Here is a 24054-nt window from a genome sequence, read left to right as displayed (position 1 = left end):
TGACCAATTTATGTGAAGACCTGACCAGAGGGTGCGCCAACCCCGAGTGCTTCACTGCTGTGCCCGACAACAATCACAACAATTCGCCTGCGGAGTTTCCGTCATGTCCGAGCCCCTCCTGGCCTTGCTGGCCTTTGCCCCCATTCTGCTGGCGGGCATCCTGCTCGTCGGCCTGCAATGGCCCGCGCGCCGCGCCATGCCATTGGTCTTCCTCGTCACCGCTGCCATCGGCTATTTCGTGTGGCAGATGTCGCTGACGCGCATTCTGGCCTCCACGCTGCAGGGACTGATGGTCACCGTCTCGGTGCTGTGGATCATCTTCGGCGCCATCTTCCTGCTCAACACCCTCAAGCATTCCGGGGCGATCGCGGTGATCCGCGGTGCCTTCACCACCATCAGCCCGGATCGTCGCGTACAGGCGATCATCATCGCCTGGCTGTTCGGCAGCTTCATCGAGGGCGCTTCCGGCTTCGGGACGCCTGCGGCCATCGCGGCGCCGCTGCTGGTCGCCATCGGCTTCCCGGCGCTGGGGGCGGTGATGGTGGGCATGATGATCCAGTCGACGCCGGTATCGTTCGGTGCGGTGGGCACGCCGATCGTGATCGGCGTGAACGCAGGCCTCGACAAGGCCAGCCTCAGCGAGCAGCTGCTGGCGAATCATTCCAGCTGGGAGGCCTTCCTGCAGCTGATCACCTCGGAAGTCGCCATCGTGCATGGCATCGTCGGCCTGCTGATGCCGCTGTTCATGACCGTGATGATGACGCGTTTCTTCGGCGCGAAGAAACGCTGGAGTGAAGGGCTGTCGATCGCACCGTTCGCGCTGTTCGCCGGGCTGTGCTTCACGCTGCCCTACGTGGCGGCGGGAGTCTTCCTCGGCCCGGAATTCCCGTCACTGATCGGTGCCCTGGTCGGCCTGATCATCGTGGTGCCGGCGGCGCGTGTCGGTTTTCTTCTGCCGAAGGACAGCTGGGATTTTCCGCCCGAGGCCGAATGGCCCAGGCATTGGCTGGGCGACCTGACGCTGGAGCGTGATGAGGTCGAGATGGCCGCCGCCGGCAGACGCCCGCTACCACTGTGGCTGGCATGGCTGCCGTATGGCCTGATCGCGCTGCTGCTGGTCGCCTCGCGCGTGTCGGGCGACGTCAAGGCGTGGCTGGTCAGCGTGCAGTTCAGTGCCACGGACCTGCTGGGGGCCAGCGGTGTGTCGGGGTCGATACAACCGCTCTACCTGCCGGGCGGCATCATGGTCTTCGTGGCACTGATCACCCTGATGCTGCATCGCATGCAGACGCGTCAGCTGGTGGCGGCGGCCAGTGAATCCTGGCGCACGCTGGTCGGGGCCGGATTCGTGCTGGTGTTCACCATTCCCATGGTGCGCATCCTGATCAACTCCGGCGTCAATCTGAACGACCTGGCCTCGATGCCGGTAGTGATGGCGGACGTGGTGGCTGACAGTCTCGGTCAGGCGTATCCACTGTTCGCGTCCGGCATCGGCGCGCTGGGGGCCTTCATCGCCGGCTCCAACACGGTCTCGAACATGATGCTGTCCCAGTTCCAGTTCAATGTCGCTGCCCAGCTCGGGCTGTCGGGAGCGCTGATGGTGGCGCTGCAGGCGGTCGGGGCGGCGGCCGGCAACATGATCGCCATCCACAATGTGGTGGCGGCCTCGGCGACCGTCGGCCTGCTGGGGCGTGAGGGACGCACCCTGCGCATGACGGCGATTCCGACGGCTTACTATCTATTGGCTTCTGGCGTGCTTGGCTTGCTGGCGTTCCACTTGCTTGGCCTGAGTGACCCATTGCTCAAGTGACAGAGCCTTTTCGTGATGCTGCCCTGACTGACATCCACACCGTTTTTTCAAAAAGAGATTGGCCATGACTGCTCCTGACGCCATTGCACGAGATGCCTTGAGCGAGACCCCATCGGCGACTGAGCGTGCAGCTGCCTATCTGGCATTGCGCGAGGCGCTGGCATTGCACCTTCCCGCTGAGCGCTTGATTCATGACGCGTTGCGGACGCTGGCCTACGGCACGGATGCCAGCTTCTATCGCCTGGTGCCGCAGCTGGTGGTGCGCGTGCATGACGAGCAGGAGCTGGGACATGTGCTGCGCGAGTGCCGAGCGCGCAAGCTGCCGGTAACCTTCCGGGCGGCCGGGACGTCGCTGTCCGGTCAGGCGCTGACGGATTCGGTGCTCATCCAGCTGGGCGGTGAGTGGCGTGGGGCGCAGGTGCTGGAACAGGGCGGTCGTATCCGCCTGCAGCCGGGGGTGATCGGCGCGCGTGCCAATCAATTGCTGGCCCCCTTCGGGCGCAAGATCGGCCCGGACCCGGCCTCCATCAACAGCTGCATGATCGGTGGCATCGCGGCCAACAACGCCTCCGGTATGTGCTGCGGCACGGCACACAACAGTTATCGCACCGTGGAGGACATTCGCGTCATTCTCGCCGATGGCACCTGCCTGGATACGGCGGTGCCGAAGAGCGTACAGGCCTTCCGTGCAAGCCACGCTGGCCTGCTGGCAGCGTTGGAAAGGATGGCCTGCGATGTGCGGGCGGACCCTGAACTGGCGGAGCGCATCCGCCACAAGTACCGCCTCAAGAACACGACCGGCTACAGCCTCAATGCGCTGGTCGACTATGCCGATGGTCTCGAGATCCTCAAGCATCTGATGATCGGCTCGGAAGGCACGCTGGGCTTCATCGCCTCGATCACCTATCGCACGGTGATCGAGGAGTCACACAAGGCGGCGGCGCTGGTCTACTACCCGAACATCGATGCGGCCTGTCGCGCCACCATGCTGCTCAAGACGGCGCCGGTGGCGGCGGTGGAGCTGATGGACCGCGCGGCGCTGCGCTCCGTCGAGGACGCGCCGGGCATGCCGGAGGTGCTGCGCACCCTGCCGGAAGCGGCGGTCGCGCTGCTGGTGGATGTGCGCGGCGCGCATCAGCAGGAGCTGGAGGCGCGCATGGCGGAGGTCGCCCGCGTGCTGGAAGGCATCGAGACCTGTGAAGCGTGGGCCTTCACCCAGGATGCGCAGCGCTATGCGTTGTACTGGAAGATCCGCAAGGGGCTGTTTCCGGCGGTCGGTGCGGTGCGTGACCTGGGGACCACCGTGATCATCGAGGATGTCGCCTTCCCCATCGAGCGGCTGGCGGAAGGGGTCGGGGCGCTGACGGAGGTCTTCCAGCGTCATGGCTACTCCCAGGCGATCCTGTTCGGCCACGCGCTGGAAGGCAACCTGCATTTCGTCTTCCCGCAGGGCTTCGAGCGTGAAGGCGAGGTGGAGCGCTATCAGGCATTGATGGATGACGTCGCACGGCTGGTGGGGCAGGAGTACGGTGGTTCGCTCAAGGCTGAGCATGGCACCGGTCGCAACATGGCACCTTATGTAGAGCTTGAGTGGGGCAAGGAGGCCTACGCCCTGATGTGGCGTATCAAGGAGGCTTTCGACCCGGACAATCTGCTCAACCCGGAAGTCATCCTGACGCGCAATTCCCGTCTGCATCTGGAGAACCTCAAGCCTCTCCCGGCAGCAGACCCGCTGGTGGATCGCTGCATCGAGTGCGGATTCTGCGAGTCGGTCTGTCCGTCGAAGAATCTCAGCCTCACTCCACGTCAGCGCATCGTCATCCGGCGTGAGATCGCACGCCTGGCTGCGCTCAAGGCACCGGATGATGCACAGCGCGACCAGCTGGCAGTGCTCAGGAAGGAATACGCCTATCAGGGCATGGAGACCTGTGCGGGCGATGGCCTGTGCGCGACCCAGTGTCCGGTCGGCATCAATACCGGGGATCTGATCCGCGGTCTGCGCCACGAGGAGAACGCCGGTGCCGATCATCCGGGCAAGGTGAAGGTGGCGCACTGGGCCGGCGAGCACTTCACCCATGTCACCAGTGGCATGCGCGGTGTCTTGCGCCTGGCAGATGGGCTGCATGGTGTGGTCGGTACGCGCAACATGCGACGGCTGACTCAGGCCGCACGCAAGGTCTCCGGCGACAGGGTGCAGCAATGGACTCCCAGCATGCCAGGCGCCGCTCCGCGTCCCTATCTCAAACGTCTGGCGCAGCCATTGGGGCGCAACGAGACGCCCAATGGGCATGTCGTCTATTTCCCGTCCTGTGCCACGCGTGTCTTCGGGGTCGCCACTGACGACATCGATCCGCGCAGCGCCACCGAGATGGCGCTGGCCCTGATGGACAAGGCGGGATTCGAAGTCGTTCTGCCCAAGGGAGTGGATGCTCTGTGCTGCGGAATGGCCTTCCAATCCAAGGGCCAGTTCGAGGCCGGGGATGCCAAGGCCGCCGAGTTGGCAGTCGCGCTGGTGGAGGCGAGCGATGGCGGGCGTCTGCCGATCTTCTGTGATACCAGCCCGTGTCTCGCCCAGGCACAGGCCTACGCACGTGAACATCTCGAGGTATCGCTGACGCTGGTCGAGCCGGTGCAGCTGGTGCTCGACTATCTATTGCCACACCTCTCGATCACACCGCTCAAGGCAAGAGTCGCGGTGCATGTCACCTGCTCCAGTGTTCGCATGGGCTTGGCGGAGCGTTTCGTGGCACTGGCGCGCCAGTGTGCGACCGAGATCGTCGTGCCGGAAGAGATCACCTGCTGTGGTTTCGCGGGAGACAAGGGCTTCGCGACACCGGAGCTCAATGCTTCGGCGCTGAAAGGGCTGAAGGACGTGGTCGCCGACTGTGACTATGGTGTCTCCAACTCGCGCACCTGTGAGATAGGGCTGAGTGAGCACTCAGGGCTCAGTTATCAGTCGATTCTTGGCCTGGTGGATCGTGCCTCGGCATCAAGGCAAGGATAGAGGGCAAGGATAGGGAGAAGAGGGAGTGTGACGCTCCGTGACAGCGTGATGACAATCTCTTGAAAAAGCCCTTGCCCTCAGCCCGGTTCCTGCGTAAAGTACGCATCCGCTGCCGGGGACGCATGGCGTTACCAGCGGTGAAAGAGGTTTGCAGGTGATTGTTTTGTTTGATGTTTTTGAAGTCCGCTTCCAAATCATCGATTGACAATCCCGGGCGATTCGCTAGAATACGCCGCACTCCTTACGGAACAGGTGATCGAGCAATGCTCCTCACCGCTGGATGATGCTTAGAGGCAGTCGATTGACTCATCATCAAGTGCTTGACTTCTCAAGCGTTCCGGATAGAATATGCCTCCTCGCTTAACAGCGACGCTCTTTAAAAATTTGATCAGGTAATTCGTGTGAGCGCTTGCCGATGAGTGGTGACAAGGTCACCAAATATCGGAGCAAGCCTCTCACGAGAAGTTTGACTCTGAACCAAGTTTGGTCTGCTTAACAGACTATCAAGCTTTCAACTGAAGAGTTTGATCATGGCTCAGATTGAACGCTGGCGGCAGGCTTAACACATGCAAGTCGAGCGGAAACGATTCTAGCTTGCTAGAAGGCGTCGAGCGGCGGACGGGTGAGTAATGCATGGGAATCTGCCCGATAGTGGGGGACAACCTGGGGAAACTCAGGCTAATACCGCATACGTCCTACGGGAGAAAGCAGGGGATCTTCGGACCTTGCGCTATCGGATGAGCCCATGTCGGATTAGCTTGTTGGTGAGGTAACGGCTCACCAAGGCGACGATCCGTAGCTGGTCTGAGAGGATGATCAGCCACACTGGGACTGAGACACGGCCCAGACTCCTACGGGAGGCAGCAGTGGGGAATATTGGACAATGGGCGAAAGCCTGATCCAGCCATGCCGCGTGTGTGAAGAAGGCCTTCGGGTTGTAAAGCACTTTCAGCGAGGAAGAACGCTTCGGGATTAATACTCCCGAGGAAAGACATCACTCGCAGAAGAAGCACCGGCTAACTCCGTGCCAGCAGCCGCGGTAATACGGAGGGTGCAAGCGTTAATCGGAATTACTGGGCGTAAAGCGCGCGTAGGTGGCTAAGTCAGCCAGGTGTGAAAGCCCCGGGCTCAACCTGGGAACGGCATCTGGAACTGCTTGGCTAGAGTGCAGGAGAGGAAGGTAGAATTCCCGGTGTAGCGGTGAAATGCGTAGAGATCGGGAGGAATACCAGTGGCGAAGGCGGCCTTCTGGACTGACACTGACACTGAGGTGCGAAAGCGTGGGTAGCAAACAGGATTAGATACCCTGGTAGTCCACGCCGTAAACGATGTCAACTAGCCGTTGGGTCCCTTGAGGACTTAGTGGCGCAGCTAACGCAATAAGTTGACCGCCTGGGGAGTACGGCCGCAAGGTTAAAACTCAAATGAATTGACGGGGGCCCGCACAAGCGGTGGAGCATGTGGTTTAATTCGATGCAACGCGAAGAACCTTACCTACCCTTGACATCCAGAGGACTTTCCAGAGATGGATTGGTGCCTTCGGGAACTCTGAGACAGGTGCTGCATGGCTGTCGTCAGCTCGTGTTGTGAAATGTTGGGTTAAGTCCCGTAACGAGCGCAACCCCTATCCTTATTTGCCAGCGAGTAATGTCGGGAACTCTAAGGAGACTGCCGGTGACAAACCGGAGGAAGGTGGGGACGACGTCAAGTCATCATGGCCCTTACGGGTAGGGCTACACACGTGCTACAATGGCAAGTACAAAGGGTTGCAATACGGCGACGTGGAGCCAATCCCATAAAGCTTGCCTCAGTCCGGATTGGAGTCTGCAACTCGACTCCATGAAGTCGGAATCGCTAGTAATCGTGGATCAGAATGCCACGGTGAATACGTTCCCGGGCCTTGTACACACCGCCCGTCACACCATGGGAGTGGACTGCACCAGAAGTGGTTAGCCTAACCTTCGGGAGGGCGATCACCACGGTGTGGTTCATGACTGGGGTGAAGTCGTAACAAGGTAGCCCTAGGGGAACCTGGGGCTGGATCACCTCCTTATCGACACTGTCTATCGCTCGCGGCAAGTGCTCACAACGAATTACCTGATCTTATTGCTGGCTTAGCCGGCAGTGGCAAGCGTGCTCGACAGAGCGCGCTTCTCACTGTTCTCTGAACAGCCGCTCTTTAACAATGTGAATCATGCTGACGATGGAATGTGCGCCAAGCACATCTCCATCAAACGATATGTCGGAGAGGTCCGACAGATTCGTAATCCTTGACAGACCCCTTGGGGTTATATGGTCAAGCGATTAAGCGCATACGGTGGATGCCTTGGCAGCCAGAGGCGATGAAGGACGTGATAGCCTGCGATAAGCGTTGGCGAGGTGGCAAATACCCTGCGACCCAACGATTTCCGAATGGGGAAACCCACTCACCATCAGGTGAGTATCTATAGGCCAATACATAACCTATAGAGGCAAACCCGGGGAACTGAAACATCTAAGTACCCGGAGGAAAAGAAATCAACCGAGATTCCCCAAGTAGCGGCGAGCGAACGGGGACCAGCCCTTAAGCGATACAACTGACAGACGAACAAGCTGGGAAGCTTGACGATACAGGGTGATAGTCCCGTAGTCGAAGTCTGAGTATCGTGAAATCGAGTAGGTCGGGGCACGAGAAACCTTGACTGAACATGGGGGGACCATCCTCCAAGGCTAAATACTCCTGGCTGACCGATAGTGAACCAGTACCGTGAGGGAAAGGCGAAAAGAACCCCGGCGAGGGGAGTGAAATAGATCCTGAAACCGTATGCGTACAAGCAGTGGGAGCACCTTCGTGGTGTGACCGCGTACCTTTTGTATAATGGGTCAGCGACTTATATTCTGTGGCGAGCTTAACCGTATAGGGGAGGCGTAGCGAAAGCGAGTCTTAACTGGGCGACCAGTCGCAGGGTATAGACCCGAAACCGGGCGATCTATCCATGGCCAGGGTGAAGATTGAGTAACATCAATTGGAGGCCCGAACCCAAGTATGTTGAAAAATGCTGGGATGAGCTGTGGATCGGAGTGAAAGGCTAATCAAGCCCGGAGATAGCTGGTTCTCCTCGAAAGCTATTTAGGTAGCGCCTCACGTATCACCGCTGGGGGTAGAGCACTGTTTCGGCTAGGGGGTCATCCCGACTTACCAACCCGAGGCAAACTCCGAATACCAGTGAGTGCAGCGTGGGAGACACACAGCGGGTGCTAACGTCCGTTGTGAAAAGGGAAACAACCCAGACCGTCAGCTAAGGTCCCAAAATCCTGATTAAGTGGGAAACGATGTGGGAAGGCTCAGACAGCTAGGAGGTTGGCTTAGAAGCAGCCATCCTTTAAAGAAAGCGTAATAGCTCACTAGTCGAGTCGGCCTGCGCGGAAGATATAACGGGGCTAAATCAGGTACCGAAGCTACGGGTTCATCCTTATGGATGAGCGGTAGAGGAGCGTCGTGTAAGCCAATGAAGGTGGATTGAGAAGTCTGCTGGAGGTATCACGAGTGCGAATGCTGACATGAGTAACGATAAGGGGAGTGAAAAACTCCCCCGCCGGAAGACCAAGGTTTTCTGTTCTACGTTAATCGGAGCAGAGTGAGTCGGCCCCTAAGGCGAGGCGGAAACGCGTAGTCGATGGGAAACGGGTTAATATTCCCGTACCGGATGTGGTTGCGATGGGGGGACGAAGAAGGCTAGGTGAGCCAGGCGTTGGTTGTCCTGGTGAAAGCATGTAGGCCGAGGAATCAGGCAAATCCGGTTCCTCTGAGGTCGAGATGCGAGACGAACTGACTACGGTCAGGAAGTCATCGATGCCACGCTTCCAGGAAAAGCCTCTAAGCTTCAGATCACATGCGACCGTACCCCAAACCGACACAGGTGGTCAGGTAGAGAATACCAAGGCGCTTGAGAGAACTCGGGTGAAGGAACTAGGCAAAATGGCACCGTAACTTCGGGAGAAGGTGCACCGGTTCGAGTGAAGGACTTGCTCCGTAAGCTCTTACCGGTCGAAGATACCAGGTGGCTGCAACTGTTTATTAAAAACACAGCACTCTGCAAACGCGCAAGCGGACGTATAGGGTGTGACGCCTGCCCGGTGCCGGAAGGTTAATTGATGGGGTTAGGATTCGTCCGAAGCTCTTGATCGAAGCCCCGGTAAACGGCGGCCGTAACTATAACGGTCCTAAGGTAGCGAAATTCCTTGTCGGGTAAGTTCCGACCTGCACGAATGGCGTAATGATGGCCACGCTGTCTCCACCCGAGACTCAGTGAAATTGAAATCGCAGTGAAGATGCTGTGTACCCGCGGCTAGACGGAAAGACCCCGTGAACCTTTACTATAGCTTTACACTGGATGCTGATGTTGTCTGTGTAGGATAGCTGGGAGGCTTTGAAACCACGTCGCCAGATGCGGTGGAGCCAACCTTGAAATACCAGCCTGACATCATTGGCGTTCTAACTCAGGTCCGTCATCCGGATCGAGGACAGTGTATGGTGGGTAGTTTGACTGGGGCGGTCTCCTCCTAAAGAGTAACGGAGGAGCACGAAGGTACCCTCAGCACGGTTGGAAATCGTGCATTGAGTGCAAGAGCATAAGGGTGCTTGACTGCGAGACAGACACGTCGAGCAGGTACGAAAGTAGGTTCTAGTGATCCGGTGGTTCTGTATGGAAGGGCCATCGCTCAACGGATAAAAGGTACTCCGGGGATAACAGGCTGATACCGCCCAAGAGTTCACATCGACGGCGGTGTTTGGCACCTCGATGTCGGCTCATCACATCCTGGGGCTGAAGTCGGTCCCAAGGGTATGGCTGTTCGCCATTTAAAGTGGTACGCGAGCTGGGTTTAGAACGTCGTGAGACAGTTCGGTCCCTATCTGCCGTGGGCGTCGGAAGTTTGAGAAGAGCTGCTCCTAGTACGAGAGGACCGGAGTGGACGAACCTCTGGTGTTCGGGTTGTCATGCCAATGGCATTGCCCGGTAGCTACGTTCGGACGGGATAACCGCTGAAAGCATCTAAGCGGGAAGCCCCCTTCAAGATGAGACTTCCCTGAGGCCTTGCGCCTCCTGAAGGGCCCTTGAAGACTACAAGGTTGATAGGCTGGGTGTGGAAGCACAGCAATGTGTTGAGCTAACCAGTACTAATTGCCCGTGAGGCTTGACCATATAACACCCAAGGGGTTTGCGCAGGCAAACCGCCGGGATTGCGACAGGATCGACGACATATCGGTCAGCATGATTCATATTGCGAGTCGCGAGGCCACAAGCCTCGAGACTCAGGCACCGCAAGGTGCCACCGTTTCGCCTGACGACCATAGCGAGCGTGAACCACCCGATCCCATGCCGAACTCGGAAGTGAAACCGCTTAGCGCCGATGGTAGTGTGGAGTTTCTCCATGTGAGAGTAGGTCATCGTCAGGCACTTATACCGAACCGCCCCTGTAGCCTTGCTGCAGGGGCGGTTCTCTTTGTGCGTAGGAAAAGTGGTGCTCGGCAAGAGTCGTGTGCGAGACAAAAGCTGCGCTGAGTAAAGAGTGCTGGGCCGGGCGTGCTGGGAACACGCGATGAGAAAAGGTCACGCGTCCCTAGGGTAGCGTTTCTCCCTGTAAGAGTAGCGGATGGCCGCCCCACGACCGTCATGAAAAGCTCGTCAGGCACTTATACTGAACCGCCCCTGCAGCCCAGCTGCAGGGGCGGTTCTCTTTGTGCGTAGGAAAAAGTGGTGCGCAGGAAAGTGATATGCAGATCGGGGTGGCGTGCACCCCGCTGAGTCATCCATACGAGAGTTCTGTCCCTGTCGCCTCGACGTGAAGCCCGATTCCTCCTGGAGTCGGGCTTTTTCGTGGGTTGACCTTGATTGTGCAAAGACGGTGCTTTGCCCCTCGTGGCATGAGCCGACGATCAAAATGCCGTAGTCTCTAGGCATATCTCTTTGATGACAGGGAAGGCAATGGACGAGTTGATCGTGGTCGGTGCCGTGTTTGCGGTTCTGGTCATCGGTGGGGCGCTGACGGGTTGGCTCAGTCTGCTCAAGATCAAGGGGCTGGAGCAGCGTGTTCTCAAGCTGGAAGCACAGCTGCGAGAGGTCGGGCCACAGCTTATGCACAGCACCTCCAGGCGTCAGGGTGTGGATAAGTCGAATGATGGCTCTACCACGACTGACGGTGCCGAGGGGGGCTTGTCACCTGATGGGAAGAAGGCCGCAGCGAGCCGAAGTCCTATTGACGAGGCATCCTCTCATCAGACGGATGCGGATGCAGGCGCCGCTCCCGTGAAGCTGCTCGAGTCGCTATGGACACGCTTGCTGCATGGCGCGTCTGGCAGGCCCAGGGGGGAGGGGCGTGAGAGCGGCAGCACGGAGCGCGCCGGTGGCACCCCCATGGCGCGGAGCTTCGCGGTAATGCGCGAGCACTGGATGATACTTGTCGGTGCCCTGTCTCTGGTCATGGCGGGCGTGATGCTGGTCGGTTACTCCCTTGAGCAGGGGCTGCTGGGGCCGGGCATGCGACTGGCGCTGGGACTGGGCTTCGGTATCGGCATGATCGTGCTGGCTGAATGGCTACGATGGCGCACGACGCAATCTCCCAGCTTGACCGGAGCCGTGAGTGGTGCGGGAAGTCTGGTCACCGCAGCAAGTCTATTGGCCGGTCACTACCTGCTGTCGTTGGCTTCTCCACTCGTCACCTTCATGCTGTTGGCTCTGCTGAGTCTGTGGACGCTGGAGCGTGCCCGCCATCATGGCCCTTGGCTGGCCGCGCTGGGCATGCTGGGTGGTTACGCCCTCCCGCTTGCCTTGCCCCTTCAGGCACAGTTGGGAGGAGCCGCCAGCCTGATGCTGCTGGGGCATCTAGGGGTCATCGCCCTGGCATGCCGCCTTCTGCACCGGAAGATCGGACTGAACTGGCTGTATTGGGGGGGATTGTGCGGTGCCTTGCTATGGTGGATGGCGCTGCTCCCCCTGGAGGCGGGAACTGTTGATCTGCGACCTGTCTCAGGCGAGCTGGAGCGCGGACTTGTGGGTCTCTGGTTGTGCCTGTTGGCTATTGCGTACCTCCATACCTGGCGAGACGAGTCTGGACGATCCGAAGGCCGGGTGGTGGCAGATGGCGCGCAGGGTGGCGTGAGTGCCACGGGGGAGGCCATGACCTGGTGGCCATGGCGTGCCACCCCGCGGGTGCAGCGTCATTGGATCGCGGGTCTGCTGCTGGGGGCCGTCAATGCCATGAGCCTGTTGCTGCCCCATGTTGGGGGGCTGGAGGCTGCCAATGACATCGCGCCCGGTGACTGGTTGCCGAGTGTCCTGCTGCTGTGGGTCACGGGATGGACCGCACGACACATGGCGGCTAGCTGGTCGATGATGGTGGGGGCGGTAGCGTTCTGGTTGTTGGCATGGGGATGGAGCCCACTGACGGCGAGCGGGATCTGGGTGATGACAGGGCCGATGGCGCTGTGTGTCGGGTTGGTTGGCCTTGCCTGCTGGAAACCGCAGGCCTCGCAGGCACCTGCCAAGCAGGCGCACATGCTGTCTGCCTGCTGGAAACCGCAGGCCTCGCAGGCACCTGCCAAGCAGGCGCACATGCTGTCTGCCTGCTGGTGGGCCATGGCGACTCTGGTACCGCTGGTCGCGTGGGGGCTGGCCGTCTGGAACGGCACCATCCCTGTCGAGGCGGAGGGTGGAGCGGCCCCATGGCTGAACACCGCCATGCCACCCTTGATCTGGGGGCTGGTATGTTGGATTGGCGCCAACCGTTTCCATTCGCGAGAAGGAGTGCGTCTGGCTGCCGGCCTGTGGCTGCCCGCTCAATTCGGGATTGCGCTGGCGCTGGTGATCGCGCTTGACGGTCCATCGCTGACACTGGCGTTGGCATTGCAACTGCTTGGGTTGACGGGGTGTGAGTGGCGTTGGTGGCGACTCCAGGCTGATGAGGATGGCGCCGGACGCTCCCTGTTTGCCGAGTTGGCGCGCCTGCTTGCCTGGGGGTTGGCCCTGCGTCTGGCCTGGGGTGTCGTCACTGGCACGTATGACGACATCAGTCACTGGCCGTTGCAGGTCTTTCTGCCGGTGCTTGTCTGTGTCGCCCTCAGCAGTCATGGCATGCGTCACCGCAAGTCTATCCAGCGCTGGCTGGAAGGGGTCGTGGTTCAGCTTGCGCTCGCCACGACAGTGCTGGAGATTCGTTATCTGCTGACAGACGGTCAGCCTTTCTCCGGCCCTCTTTCACTGGCGGAACTCTCCCTGCAGGTGTTGGCGCTCGCTGGTGTGGCGGCGGGCTATGCCTGGCGCGGGCGTGGTTCGGCGACGAATGTCGCGCTATACCGCCTGCTGGCCTCCGTCGTGGGCGGCCTGGCAGGAATCATCTGGCTTGCCGGCATCGTTCTGGCATTCAATCCGCTGTGGCAGGACGGTGATGTCGGTCGCTGGCCATTGTTGAACTGGCTATTGCCCGCTTATGCGCTGCCGGCGCTGGGAGCCGCCCTGGTATGGCGTCTTTCGCGGCATGCTGCCTTGCTGCGTCGTCTCTGCGAGGTGGTGGGTCTGCTGGCTGTCGGGCTATGGATTGGGCTCAGCTTGCGCCATGTCTGGCATGGTGGCGCGCTCGGGCTCTGGCTCGGGGTCGAGCAGGCGGAGCTTTATGCCTATAGTCTCGCCTTGCTGGCCGTTGCGGCGAGTCTCGTGATCGGCGGTGCCAGAATGGGGCAACCGCACTGGCAGCGCGTCGGACAGGGGCTGTTGGTCGTGACGATTCTCAAGGTCGGACTCTGGGACACGGCGACTCTGGATGGCCTGTGGCGAGTGGGGTCATGGCTCGGGCTTGGAACCGTGCTGATGCTGCTGTCAGCGTTGTTCAAGCGCCTGGCAGGGGCCGGTACGTGAAGGGAGGAGCAGGAATGAGTGAAAAGCCCCCGAACTTTGGTCGTTGTTCTTGGCTCGCAAGCCCATGAATCCGATAGAATGTGCCCTTTTGCACAGGGACGCTCCCCGCATGACCATCCGTGATCTCATTCGCCTGCTCGGAGATGGTGACTACCACTCCGGAGAGGCCCTGGGCGAAGAGCTCGGGGTGTCGCGTACGGCGGTCTGGAAGCAGCTCAAGAAACTTGAGGCGCTTGATATCCCGCTTGAGGCTGTGAAGGGGTTGGGCTATCGACTGGCCAACCCTATCGAGTTGCTTGATGGACAGCGGATCATCGAAGCGCTGCCACGCGAGACTCGCAAGCATCTGAAGCGCCTGTTCATCGAGGAATCGTTGGATTCCACCAATACCTTCATCCGTGAGCGCTTTCGCCAGGGAGCGGGTCATGCAGAGGTCTGCCTGGCTGAGGTGCAGTCTGCCGGGCGGGGTCGTCGTGGTCGCGAGTGGCAGACGCCATGGGGCCGCAGCCTGGTCTTCTCACTTGGTTGGCGCTTCGAGTCAGGTGCCGCGTCACTGGAAGGCTTGAGCCTGGCGATCGGCGTGGCAGTCGCCGAGGTGCTGGAGGCGGATGGGTTGCCTGCGCGCCTGAAGTGGCCGAATGATGTCCTGCTTCAGATACAGAAGGACCAGCCGAAGATTGCCGGCATTCTGGTCGAGGTGACAGGTGATGTCTCCGGGCCTTGTGATGTCGTGATCGGTATCGGGTTGAACATCGAGTTGCCGGCGAGTCATCGCGAGGATATCGGGCAATCGGTCGCGGCGGTACGTGACATCATCCCGGGCGCTTCACGCAACGCTTATGCGGCTCGCCTGATGGAGTCGCTGCTGGCCCTGTTGCCTGAGTTCGAAGCTGAAGGGTTCTCTGCCTGGCAGCAGCGCTGGAATGAGCGCAATGCGTTCAAGGGGCGCGATGTGGTGATTCTGCGAGGCGACAAGCGGGAGGAAGCCATCGCTGAAGGTGTGGATATCAACGGAAATCTCGAGGTGCGCATGAATGGCGAAACCATCACACTCGCCGGTGGCGAGATCAGTCTGCGCGCTGTCTCATGATTCTGGATCTTGATATCGGCAACACCTTGTCCAAGTGGCGTCTCAAGGACACTGTCTCCAGCGAGATCCGCTCACGCGGCGCAGTATGGACACGTGAAGAGTGGCGTCCAGGGGAGGATATTCCCGATCTGGACGTCGTCACGGCAGTGCGCATTTCCAGCGTGGCGCGCAAGCAGGTATTGGATGAGACCGTCGAGCTGTTGCGCAAGCAGGTCGGGGCAGTGCATGTGGCACGCTCGACACGTGAGGCGCTGGGGGTCACCTGCGGGTATGAAGAGCCGCAGCGATTGGGGGTGGATCGCTGGCTTGGTGCGCTTGCCGGGCATCATCTGACCGGCGGATGTTGCAGTGTGGACTGTGGAAGCGCCATTACCGTGGACTTCGTGTTGCCGGGCGGGAAGCATCTCGGGGGCTATATCATTCCCGGGCTACGCCTGATGAAGGAGAGCCTCAAGCTGGGGACGCGCAACGTGGCCATCGACCCGGACAGTGAGGTGGACAGCCTGCTGGCGCCGGGACGCAATACGGTGGAGGCGGTCAATCACGGGATCTACATGGCGGCGGTCAGTGCCGTCAATCGGTTGTATGCCGAGGTGTGTGATCGTGAGGGGGTCGCGCTGCCGCTGTTGCTGACCGGAGGGGATGCACGCGTGGTAGCGAGAGGCCTGCGGGTTCCTCATGCATTATGGCCGGACATGGTCTATGCCGGTCTCGAGGCGCTTTTCCCGCTGACAGCGGCGGAGCGTGCCGGACGCCTGTCAGGCGCGCCGGAGCAGCCGCGCGTTGCTGATCTGGAAAAACTTCGCTCAGGGCTTGCACTTACCCAGATGCTTTGACATACTACGCCCCGTTCTGAGGAGATACATTCCCTCAAGCGCTTGAAGTCAAAAGAAATCAAGCACTTGACAGCGTATCCCAGGCGACGTAAGATTTGTCGCCATAGAAGAGGTGGGGTTCCCGAGTGGCCAAAGGGAGCAGACTGTAAATCTGCCGCGAAAGCTTCGAAGGTTCGAATCCTTCCCCCACCACCAGATTCGCTCATGATGGCATGTTCATCTGGGCAGCAAGAGTTGGAAAGCGGGCATAGTTTAATGGTAGAACCTCAGCCTTCCAAGCTGATGACGCGGGTTCGATTCCCGCTGCCCGCTCCAGTTCATCTCGTCTGACGAGATTGCGCAAAGGTTTTGCTCGTGTAGCTCAGGGGTAGAGCACACCCTTGGTAAGGGTGAGGTCGGCGGTTCAAATCCGCCCACGAGCTCCATACAACGGAAAGGCGAGTCGCAGTTTGGCTCGTCTTTTTCGTTTCCGACGACCTCCCAGGTCGCGGTCAAAGATAAGGCTTGTCAGTATGGGTTGTCTCAGCTATGATGGCGCCCGCTGTTAATTCAGCCTTGTTTTTAGTCTCTGGAACACGCAAGTGTTACAGGCCAGTAGCTCAATTGGCAGAGCAGCGGTCTCCAAAACCGCAGGTTGGGGGTTCGATTCCCTCCTGGCCTGCCATCCTTCCCCAGGATGGTATTCGACTTCTTACCGATTCTCGATTCTAGCGATCGCTGCACCCTTGAGGAGTCTCTTTGATGAAACAGAACGCCGAGGTGCAGGAAGCGCGCCACGACGGATTCAAGTGGTCGGTCGTTGTCATTCTTCTTGTGCTGGCTGTTGCCGGCAACGCCTATTTTGCTGACCAAGCGCTGCTTTATCGCGTGCTTGGCGTCGTCGTGCTTGGCGTTGCAGCGGCTGCTCTGGCCATCACGACCAACAAGGGCCGTGATGTCGTCGAGCTGGCAAGCAGTGCGCGCCGCGAGATCCAGCGCGTCGTTTGGCCGACCCGACAGGAAACTGTCCAGACAACTGCCATCGTGCTGGGTGCCGTGCTTATCGTGGGCCTGTTGCTATGGCTCATCGATACCACCCTCGGCTGGCTGATGTCCGGCATCGTCAGTTAACGGAGTTTCCATGTCCAAGCGTTGGTATGTCATACACGCCTATTCCGGTTTCGAAAAGCAGGTCATGCGCTCCCTGAATGAGCGTGTGAAGCTGTATGCCATGGAAGAACACTTCGGTGAGATTCTGGTGCCTGTGGAAGAAATCGTCGAGATGCGTGACGGCAAGCGCCGCAAGAGTGAGCGCAAGTTCTATCCAGGCTACGTGCTGGTCGAGATGGACATGAATGATCAGTCCTGGCACCTGGTGAATGAAACCCCGCGCGTCATGGGGTTCATCGGTGGCACGCCGGAGAAGCCGGCTGCGATCACCCAGAAAGAAGCCGACGCCATGTTGCGTCGCGTTCAGGACGGTACTGACAAGCCGCGTCCGAAGACTCTCTTCGAGCCGGGCGAGACAGTGCGCGTCACCGACGGTCCTTTCGCCGATTTCAATGGCGTCGTCGAAGAAGTGAATTACGAAAAGAGCCGTCTGCAGGTCAGCGTGCTGATCTTCGGGCGTGCCACGCCAGTGGAGCTCGAGTTCTCGCAGGTCGAGAAGGACTGATCTCTGGATCACCTTTCCTGTCTGGATACGAGCATCACGGCAACACGACGGGTCGCCTGAGGCGGCCCGGTTTCACGGGGAGCCGCAAGGCGCTACCACCCAAAATGGAGTCCTATCATGGCCAAGAAAGTACAGGCTTACATCAAGCTGCAGGTCGCAGCCGGTAAAGCTAACCCGAGCCCGCCCGTGGGTCCTGCCCTCGGTCAGCACGGTGTCAACATCATGGAGTTCTGTAAAGCGTTCAACGCCGCTACCCAGAACGTCGAGCCGGGCCTCCCGACTCCTGTGGTCATCACCGTGTATTCCGACCGCAGCTTCACCTTCGTCACCAAGACGCCGCCTGCCGCCGTCCTGCTGCTGAAGGCTGCTGGTCTGAAGTCCGGTTCTGGCGAGCCGAACAAGAAGAAGGTCGGTACCGTGACTCGCGCTCAGCTCGAAGAGATCGCGACCACCAAGGAACCGGATCTGACAGCTTCCAATCTGGACGCTGCTGTTCGCACCATCGCCGGTACTGCCCGTAGCATGGGCCTGAACGTGGAGGGTCTTTGATCATGGCCAAGATTTCAAAGCGCGCCCAGGCGATCAACGCAAAAGTCGAATCCGGCAAGGTCTACAGCGTCGAAGAAGCTGTCGCCCTGCTGTCCGAGCTGTCCACCGTCAAGTTCAAGGAGACTGTTGAAGTCTCTCTGAACCTGGGTGTCGATCCGCGTAAATCCGACCAGGTCGTTCGCGGCGCTACTGTCATGCCGAACGGCACCGGTAACGACGTGCGTGTCGCTGTCTTCACCCAGGGCGCCAACGCTGAAGCAGCGAAGGAAGCCGGTGCAGACGTCGTCGGCATGGACGATCTGGCTGAGCAGGTCAAGAAAGGCGTGATGGACTTCGACGTCGTCATCGCTTCTCCGGACGCCATGCGCGTCGTCGGTCAGCTGGGTCAGATCCTCGGCCCGCGCGGCCTGATGCCGAACCCGAAAGTCGGTACCGTGACGCCGGACGTCGCGACTGCCGTGAAGAATGCCAAGGCAGGTCAGGTGCGTTTCCGTACTGACAAGAACGGCATCATTCACGCCGGTATCGGCAAGATCGACTTCAGTGCAGACGCGATTCAGGGTAACATCGACGCCCTGGTCGCCGAAGTGAAGAAGCTGAAGCCGAGCACTTCCAAAGGTATCTACCTGAAGAAGATCACCCTGTCCAGCACCATGGGCCCGGGTCTGACCGTCGATCACGCCAAGTACGCGTAAGGCAGTCACAGAATGTTTCACTTTGCGGTCCCCGTGCTCAGCCGCGGGGCGCCGTCAAAGACCGCAGGTGCCAGCCTTGTCGCTTCGGTGGCAGGGCTGGCTTAATCGTGACGTGATGCCTGCATCGCGCGCAGCCTGCGCAGATGGTGTCCCAGCCTCGCTGGTGGCAGCCATCCTCCAAGACTCTCCCGCGCAGTTCAGGTGAGAGAGATGGTAAACCACTGGGGAATTCGTTCCCCGGCACGAAATGGAGTCAACACCGTGGCTTTAGGTCTCGAAGACAAGAAGGCAATTGTTGCTGAGGTCAGCGAAACCGCCAAGGGTGCTCTCTCCGTAGTCGCTGCCGACTCTCGTGGTGTAACTGTTGGCGCAATGACCGAATTGCGCAAGCAGTGCCGCGAAGCGGGCGTCCAGCTGCGTGTTGTTCGCAACACCCTGGCTCGCCGTGCGCTGTCCGGTACCTCTTATGAGGTGCTGAACGAGTCCTTCGTCGGCCCGACCCTGCTTGCATTCTCCATGGAACACCCGGGCGCTGGCGCTCGTCTGTTCAAGGAATTTGCCAAGAAGGTCGAGGCATTCGAAGTCAAGGCACTGGCCTACGAAGGCGAGTTCATCCCGGCGGCCAACATCGACCGTCTGGCATCTCTGCCGACCCGCGACGAAGCACTGTCCAAGCTGCTGTCTGTCATGAAGGAAGCTTCTGCAGGCAAGCTGGTCCGTACTATCGCAGCACTGCGCGATCAGAAGCAGGAAGCCGAAGCCGCCGCGTAAGCGTCGCTTCTTCCTCCTGGCTGTCTCGTGCAGCCTGAATCGATTTCCGTTTGACCGAGCATCTTTGCTCCGCAAAGTTTAGGATTGCTAAAATGGCACTGACCAAAGAAGACATCATCAACGCCGTCGCTGACATGACCGTCATGGAAGTGGCTGAGCTGATCGAAGCAATGGAAGAGAAGTTCGGCGTTTCTGCCGCTGCCGCCGTCGTTGCTGGCCCGGCCGCTGCAGGTGAAGCCGCTGAAGAACAGACCGAGTTCGACATCGTTCTGACTGCTGCTGGTGACAAGAAAGTCAACGTCATCAAGGCTGTTCGCGAACTGACTGGCCTGGGCCTGAAAGAAGCCAAGGCAGCTGTTGACGGCGCTCCGGCCACCCTGAAAGAAGGCGTGAGCAAGGAAGACGCTGAAGAAGCGAAGAAGAAGCTGGAAGAAGCTGGCGCGTCCGTGGAACTCAAGTAACTCGTGTTCCAGGCTACGCACGCTGCGTAAGCTTCCTGGCTGGTGGCGGACTCCGCCACCAGCCTTTTTCTGTTGCAAGACGAATTATGACGGCGAGCCAGCCCGCAAGGGAGGCTTGCCGTCCGCGCCTGATGGACATCGCCGCGCCATCAGGTATGAGCCGACCACGCATCGGTCACCCAAGGTGAACAAGCTGGGGAATACAGATGGCTTACTCATACACTGAGAAAAAACGCATCCGCAAGGATTTTGGCAAACTGCCCCAAGTGATGGATGTGCCTTACCTGCTGGCCATCCAGCTTGATTCCTACCACGACTTTCTCCAGCAGGACAGGGCGCCAGAACAGCGCCTGGAAGTCGGCCTTCACGCTGCCTTCAAGTCCGTGTTCCCGATTGCCAGTTTCTCTGGCAACGCAGCGCTCGAGTATGTCAGCTACCGTTTCGGTACGCCGGCGTTCGACGTAAAGGAATGTCAGCTGCGCGGAGTGACCTACTCTGCACCGCTGCGCGTGAAAGTGCGCCTGATGATCTACGACAAGGAATCGTCCAACAAGGCGATCAAGGACATCAAGGAGCAGGAAGTCTACATGGGGGAAATCCCCCTGATGACAGAGAACGGTACCTTCGTCATCAATGGTACTGAACGTGTCATCGTGTCTCAGCTGCATCGCTCGCCGGGTGTGTTCTTCGATCACGACAAGGGCAAGAGCCACTCGTCCGGCAAGTTGCTGTACTCCGCACGTGTGATTCCTTACCGCGGTTCCTGGCTGGACTTCGAGTTTGACCCGAAGGACAACGTCTACGTCCGTATCGACCGTCGTCGCAAGCTGCCGGCCTCCGTGCTGCTGCGTGCCATGGGCATGACCAGCGAAGAGATCCTCGGTACCTTCTTCGATACCACCATGTACCACATCGAGCGCAGCGGCTTCTCCGTTGAGCTGGTGCCGTCACGCCTGCGTGGCGAGACTGCCGCCTTCGACATCAAGGATGCCGATGGCAGCGTGATCGTGGAAGAAGGTCGTCGCATCACCCAGAAGCACGTCCGTCAGATGGAAAACTCCGGCCTCGAGCGTCTCGAAGTGCCGATGGAGTACCTCTACGGCAAGGTGCTGGCCAAGGATCAGATCGATCCGGCCACCGGTGAGCTGGTGTGCGAATGCAACAGCGAGATCACCCCGGAACTGCTGGAGAAGATGGCCCAGGCCAAGATCACCCAGTTCGAGGTCATCTACACCAACGATCTGGATTGCGGTCCGTTCGTGTCTGACACATTGAAGCTGGATACCACGCGTAACCAGCTCGAGGCACTGGTCGAGATCTACCGCATGATGCGTCCGGGCGAGCCGCCCACCAAGGACGCGGCAGAATCACTGTTCCAGAACCTGTTCTTCAGCGAAGACCGCTACGACCTGTCGGGCGTGGGTCGCATGAAGTTCAACCGTCGCCTGCGTCGCGAAAGCGATACCGGCAGCGGCGTGCTCGATCAGGACGATATCCTGACCGTCATGCAGGAACTGATCAGCATCCGTAACGGCAATGGCGATGTCGATGACATCGACCATCTGGGCAACCGTCGTATTCGCTCTGTGGGCGAAATGGCGGAAAACCAGTTCCGTGTCGGTCTGGTCCGTGTCGAGCGTGCGGTCAAGGAGCGTCTCTCCATGGCCGAGAGCGAAGGCCTGATGCCGCAGGATCTCATCAACGCCAAGCCGGTTGCGGCGGCGGTGAAGGAATTCTTCGGTTCCAGCCAGCTCTCCCAGTTCATGGATCAGAACAACCCGCTGTCCGAAGTGACGCACAAGCGCCGTGTCTCCGCGCTTGGTCCGGGTGGTCTGACTCGTGAGCGCGCCGGCTTCGAAGTTCGTGACGTTCACGCCACGCACTACGGCCGTCTGTGCCCGATCGAGACGCCGGAAGGGCCGAACATCGGTCTGATCAACTCCCTGGCGACCTACTCCAAGACCAACAGCTATGGCTTCCTCGAGACGCCGTACCGCAAGGTCGTGGATTGTCAGGTCACCGACGACGTCGTCGATCTGTCCGCGATCGAGGAAGGCGATTTCATCATCGCCCAGGCCTCCGCGACCGTCGACGAGAACAACCGTCTGGTCGACGACCTGGTTCAGGTGCGTCACCGTGGCGAGACTACCTTCATGGCGCCGGAAAAGGTCACCATGATGGACGTGTCTCCGCGTCAGGTCGTCTCCGTCGCTGCGGCATTGATCCCGTTCCTCGAGCACGATGATGCCAACCGCGCCCTGATGGGTGCGAACATGCAGCGTCAGGCCGTTCCGACCCTGAAGGCTGACAAGCCGCTGGTCGGTACCGGCATGGAGCGCTTCGTGGCGCGTGACTCCGGCGTCTGCGCCGTGGCACGTCGTGGCGGCGTCATCGACTCCGTCGATGCCAAGCGTATCGTCGTGCGTGTGCGGGAAGAAGAGATCATCGGCGGTGAAGCCGGCGTTGATATCTACAACCTGACCAAGTACGTCCGCTCGAACCAGAACACCTGTCAGAACCAGCGTCCGATCGTGCGCCCGGGCGACGAAGTCGCCATCGGCGATATCCTGGCCGACGGCCCGTCCGTCGACATGGGGGATCTGGCACTGGGTCAGAACATGCGTCTGGCGTTCATGCCCTGGAACGGCTTCAACTTCGAGGACTCCATCCTGTTCTCGGAGCGTGTGGTGCAAGAAGATCGCTTCACCACCATCCACATCCAGGAACTGACCTGTGTCGCGCGTGACACCAAGCTCGGGCCGGAAGAAATCACGTCCGATATCCCGAACGTCGGCGAGTCCGCACTCTCCAAGCTGGATGAGTCCGGTGTCGTCTACATCGGTGCCGAGCTGAATCCGGGCGACATCCTGGTCGGCAAGGTCACGCCGAAGGGCGAGACCCAGCTGACGCCGGAAGAGAAGCTGCTGCGTGCCATCTTCGGCGAGAAGGCGTCCGACGTGAAGGACACCTCTCTGCGTGCCCCGACCGGCATGAAGGCCACCGTCATCGACGTTCAGGTCTTCACCCGTGACGGCGTCGAGAAGGATCAGCGTGCGCTCTCCATCGAGCAGATGCAGCTGGCCGAGGTCCGCAAGGACCTGCAGGAAACCTACCGCATCGCGGAAGAGGCGACCTTCGAGCGTCTGCAGCGCAACCTGGTCGGTCAGGCGGTCAACGGTGGTCCGAAGCTCAAGAAGGGCGACGTGCTGACCGATGACTACCTCGAGGCCCTGCCGCGTCAGGAGTGGTTCAAGCTGCGTCTGCAGGACGAATCTCTCAATGAGCTGCTGGCCCAGGCCGATGAGCAGCTCGAGATCCGTCGTCGCGAGATGGACGAGCGCTTCGAAGACAAGAAGCGCAAGCTCACCCAGGGCGATGATCTGGCACCGGGCGTGCTCAAGATCGTCAAGGTATACGTCGCCGTGAAGCGCCGTATCCAGCCGGGTGACAAGATGGCCGGTCGTCACGGTAACAAGGGTGTCATCTCCGCGATCATGCCGGTGGAAGACATGCCGTTCGATGGTTACGGCGAGCCGGTAGATGTCGTGCTGAACCCGCTGGGTGTTCCGTCGCGCATGAACGTCGGTCAGATCCTCGAGACCCACCTCGGCATGGCCGCGCGTGGTCTGGGCGTGAAGATCGAGCACATGCTGCGCGAAGAGCGTGCCGAGCAGGTCAAGCAGATCCGCGAGTTCCTCGACAAGGTGTACAACACCGTCGGTGGCCGTCAGGAAGACCTCTCCGTGCTCAGCGATGACGAGATCATCACCATGGCGCACAACCTGAAGAAGGGCGTGCCGATGGCGACGCCGGTCTTCGATGGCGCCAAGGAACACGAGATCAAGCAGTTGCTCACGCTGGCCGGTATCCCTGATTCCGGACAGATGGACCTCTACGATGGCCGCACCGGCGAGAAGTTCGATCGCAAGGTGACCGTCGGTTACATGTACATGCTCAAGCTCAACCACCTGGTGGATGACAAGATGCATGCGCGTTCGACCGGCTCCTACTCCCTCGTCACGCAGCAGCCGCTGGGTGGTAAGGCGCAGTTTGGTGGTCAGCGCTTCGGTGAGATGGAGGTCTGGGCCCTCGAGGCGTACGGCGCTGCCTACACCCTCCAGGAGATGCTCACGGTCAAGTCCGATGACGTGGAAGGCCGTACCAAGATGTACAAGAGCATCGTAGATGGCGATCACACCATGCAGGCGGGCATGCCCGAATCCTTCAACGTGCTGGTGAAGGAAATCCGCTCGCTGGGTATCGACATGGAGCTGGAAGGCTGACGCCGAAAAG

The 24054-nt window shown here is 59.8% G+C and carries 12 protein-coding genes, 4 tRNA genes and 3 rRNA genes; all 19 read left to right on the top strand.

The features are described 5' to 3' along the window. Positions 1 to 103 precede the first annotated feature (103 nt). The 19 genes from AC26AR_RS16230 (at position 104) to rpoB (ending at position 24044) form a co-directional block, all read left to right on the top strand. Positions 104 to 1810, top strand: coding sequence for an L-lactate permease (locus AC26AR_RS16230; RefSeq protein WP_271302782.1), 1707 nt, complete (start codon positions 104 to 106; stop codon positions 1808 to 1810). Between the two features lie 64 nt (positions 1811 to 1874). Next, entirely contained in the window at positions 1875 to 4814 is a 2940-nt protein-coding gene (locus tag AC26AR_RS16225) for an FAD-binding and (Fe-S)-binding domain-containing protein (protein WP_488107327.1), read from the top strand. Between the two features lie 512 nt (positions 4815 to 5326). Continuing rightward, positions 5327 to 6867, top strand: a 16S ribosomal RNA gene (locus tag AC26AR_RS16220). A gap of 241 nt (positions 6868 to 7108) precedes the next feature. Further along, positions 7109 to 9997: ribosomal RNA gene (locus AC26AR_RS16215) — 23S ribosomal RNA — on the top strand. A gap of 138 nt (positions 9998 to 10135) precedes the next feature. After that, a 5S ribosomal RNA gene (gene rrf, locus AC26AR_RS16210) occupies positions 10136 to 10251 on the top strand. The 16S, 23S and 5S rRNA genes sit together here, the layout of an rRNA operon. A gap of 529 nt (positions 10252 to 10780) precedes the next feature. Next, positions 10781 to 13705 (top strand): DUF2339 domain-containing protein, encoded by a 2925-nt coding sequence (locus tag AC26AR_RS16205; protein WP_488107326.1) that lies wholly within the window; start codon positions 10781 to 10783, stop codon positions 13703 to 13705. A gap of 109 nt (positions 13706 to 13814) precedes the next feature. Then, entirely contained in the window at positions 13815 to 14795 is a 981-nt protein-coding gene (locus tag AC26AR_RS16200; RefSeq protein ID WP_077373336.1) for a biotin--[acetyl-CoA-carboxylase] ligase, read from the top strand. Beyond that, a complete protein-coding gene (locus AC26AR_RS16195; RefSeq protein WP_077373339.1) occupies positions 14792 to 15631 on the top strand; it encodes a type III pantothenate kinase in 840 nt (279 codons plus the stop codon). The genes AC26AR_RS16200 and AC26AR_RS16195 overlap by 4 nt, the downstream gene beginning before the upstream one ends. 111 nt (positions 15632 to 15742) lie before the next feature. After that, positions 15743 to 15826: transfer RNA gene (locus AC26AR_RS16190), tRNA-Tyr, on the top strand. Positions 15827 to 15872: 46 nt separating this feature from the next. Further along, positions 15873 to 15946, top strand: a tRNA-Gly gene (locus tag AC26AR_RS16185). Positions 15947 to 15981: 35 nt separating this feature from the next. Further along, positions 15982 to 16056 (top strand) — tRNA-Thr (locus AC26AR_RS16180). Between the two features lie 163 nt (positions 16057 to 16219). Further along, positions 16220 to 16295: transfer RNA gene (locus AC26AR_RS16175), tRNA-Trp, on the top strand. A gap of 77 nt (positions 16296 to 16372) precedes the next feature. Continuing rightward, a complete protein-coding gene (gene secE, locus AC26AR_RS16170) occupies positions 16373 to 16741 on the top strand; it encodes a preprotein translocase subunit SecE (RefSeq protein ID WP_043334897.1) in 369 nt (122 codons plus the stop codon). A gap of 10 nt (positions 16742 to 16751) precedes the next feature. After that, a complete protein-coding gene (gene nusG / locus AC26AR_RS16165) occupies positions 16752 to 17285 on the top strand; it encodes a transcription termination/antitermination protein NusG (protein ID WP_065392619.1) in 534 nt (177 codons plus the stop codon). 117 nt (positions 17286 to 17402) lie between these two features. Beyond that, entirely contained in the window at positions 17403 to 17834 is a 432-nt protein-coding gene (gene rplK / locus AC26AR_RS16160) for a 50S ribosomal protein L11 (protein ID WP_043334893.1), read from the top strand. 2 nt (positions 17835 to 17836) lie between these two features. Next, complete coding sequence (rplA, locus tag AC26AR_RS16155; protein ID WP_065392620.1) at positions 17837 to 18529, top strand: 50S ribosomal protein L1; 693 nt, start codon at positions 17837 to 17839, stop codon at positions 18527 to 18529. A gap of 261 nt (positions 18530 to 18790) precedes the next feature. Continuing rightward, the gene (gene rplJ / locus AC26AR_RS16150; protein WP_065392618.1) at positions 18791 to 19300 is read left to right on the top strand and encodes a 50S ribosomal protein L10; all 510 of its coding nucleotides are present in this window, start codon (positions 18791 to 18793) and stop codon (positions 19298 to 19300) included. Positions 19301 to 19392: 92 nt separating this feature from the next. Beyond that, a complete protein-coding gene (gene rplL, locus AC26AR_RS16145) occupies positions 19393 to 19761 on the top strand; it encodes a 50S ribosomal protein L7/L12 (protein ID WP_043334886.1) in 369 nt (122 codons plus the stop codon). Positions 19762 to 19967: 206 nt separating this feature from the next. After that, complete coding sequence (gene rpoB, locus AC26AR_RS16140; RefSeq protein ID WP_077373342.1) at positions 19968 to 24044, top strand: DNA-directed RNA polymerase subunit beta; 4077 nt, start codon at positions 19968 to 19970, stop codon at positions 24042 to 24044. The last annotated feature ends 10 nt before the right edge of the window (positions 24045 to 24054 follow it).

It is taken from the genome of Cobetia sp. PS-4MA (assembly GCF_057670765.1).
The sequence above is the reverse complement of the archived record's forward strand: the minus strand, read 5'-3'. Positions and strand labels throughout refer to the sequence as shown.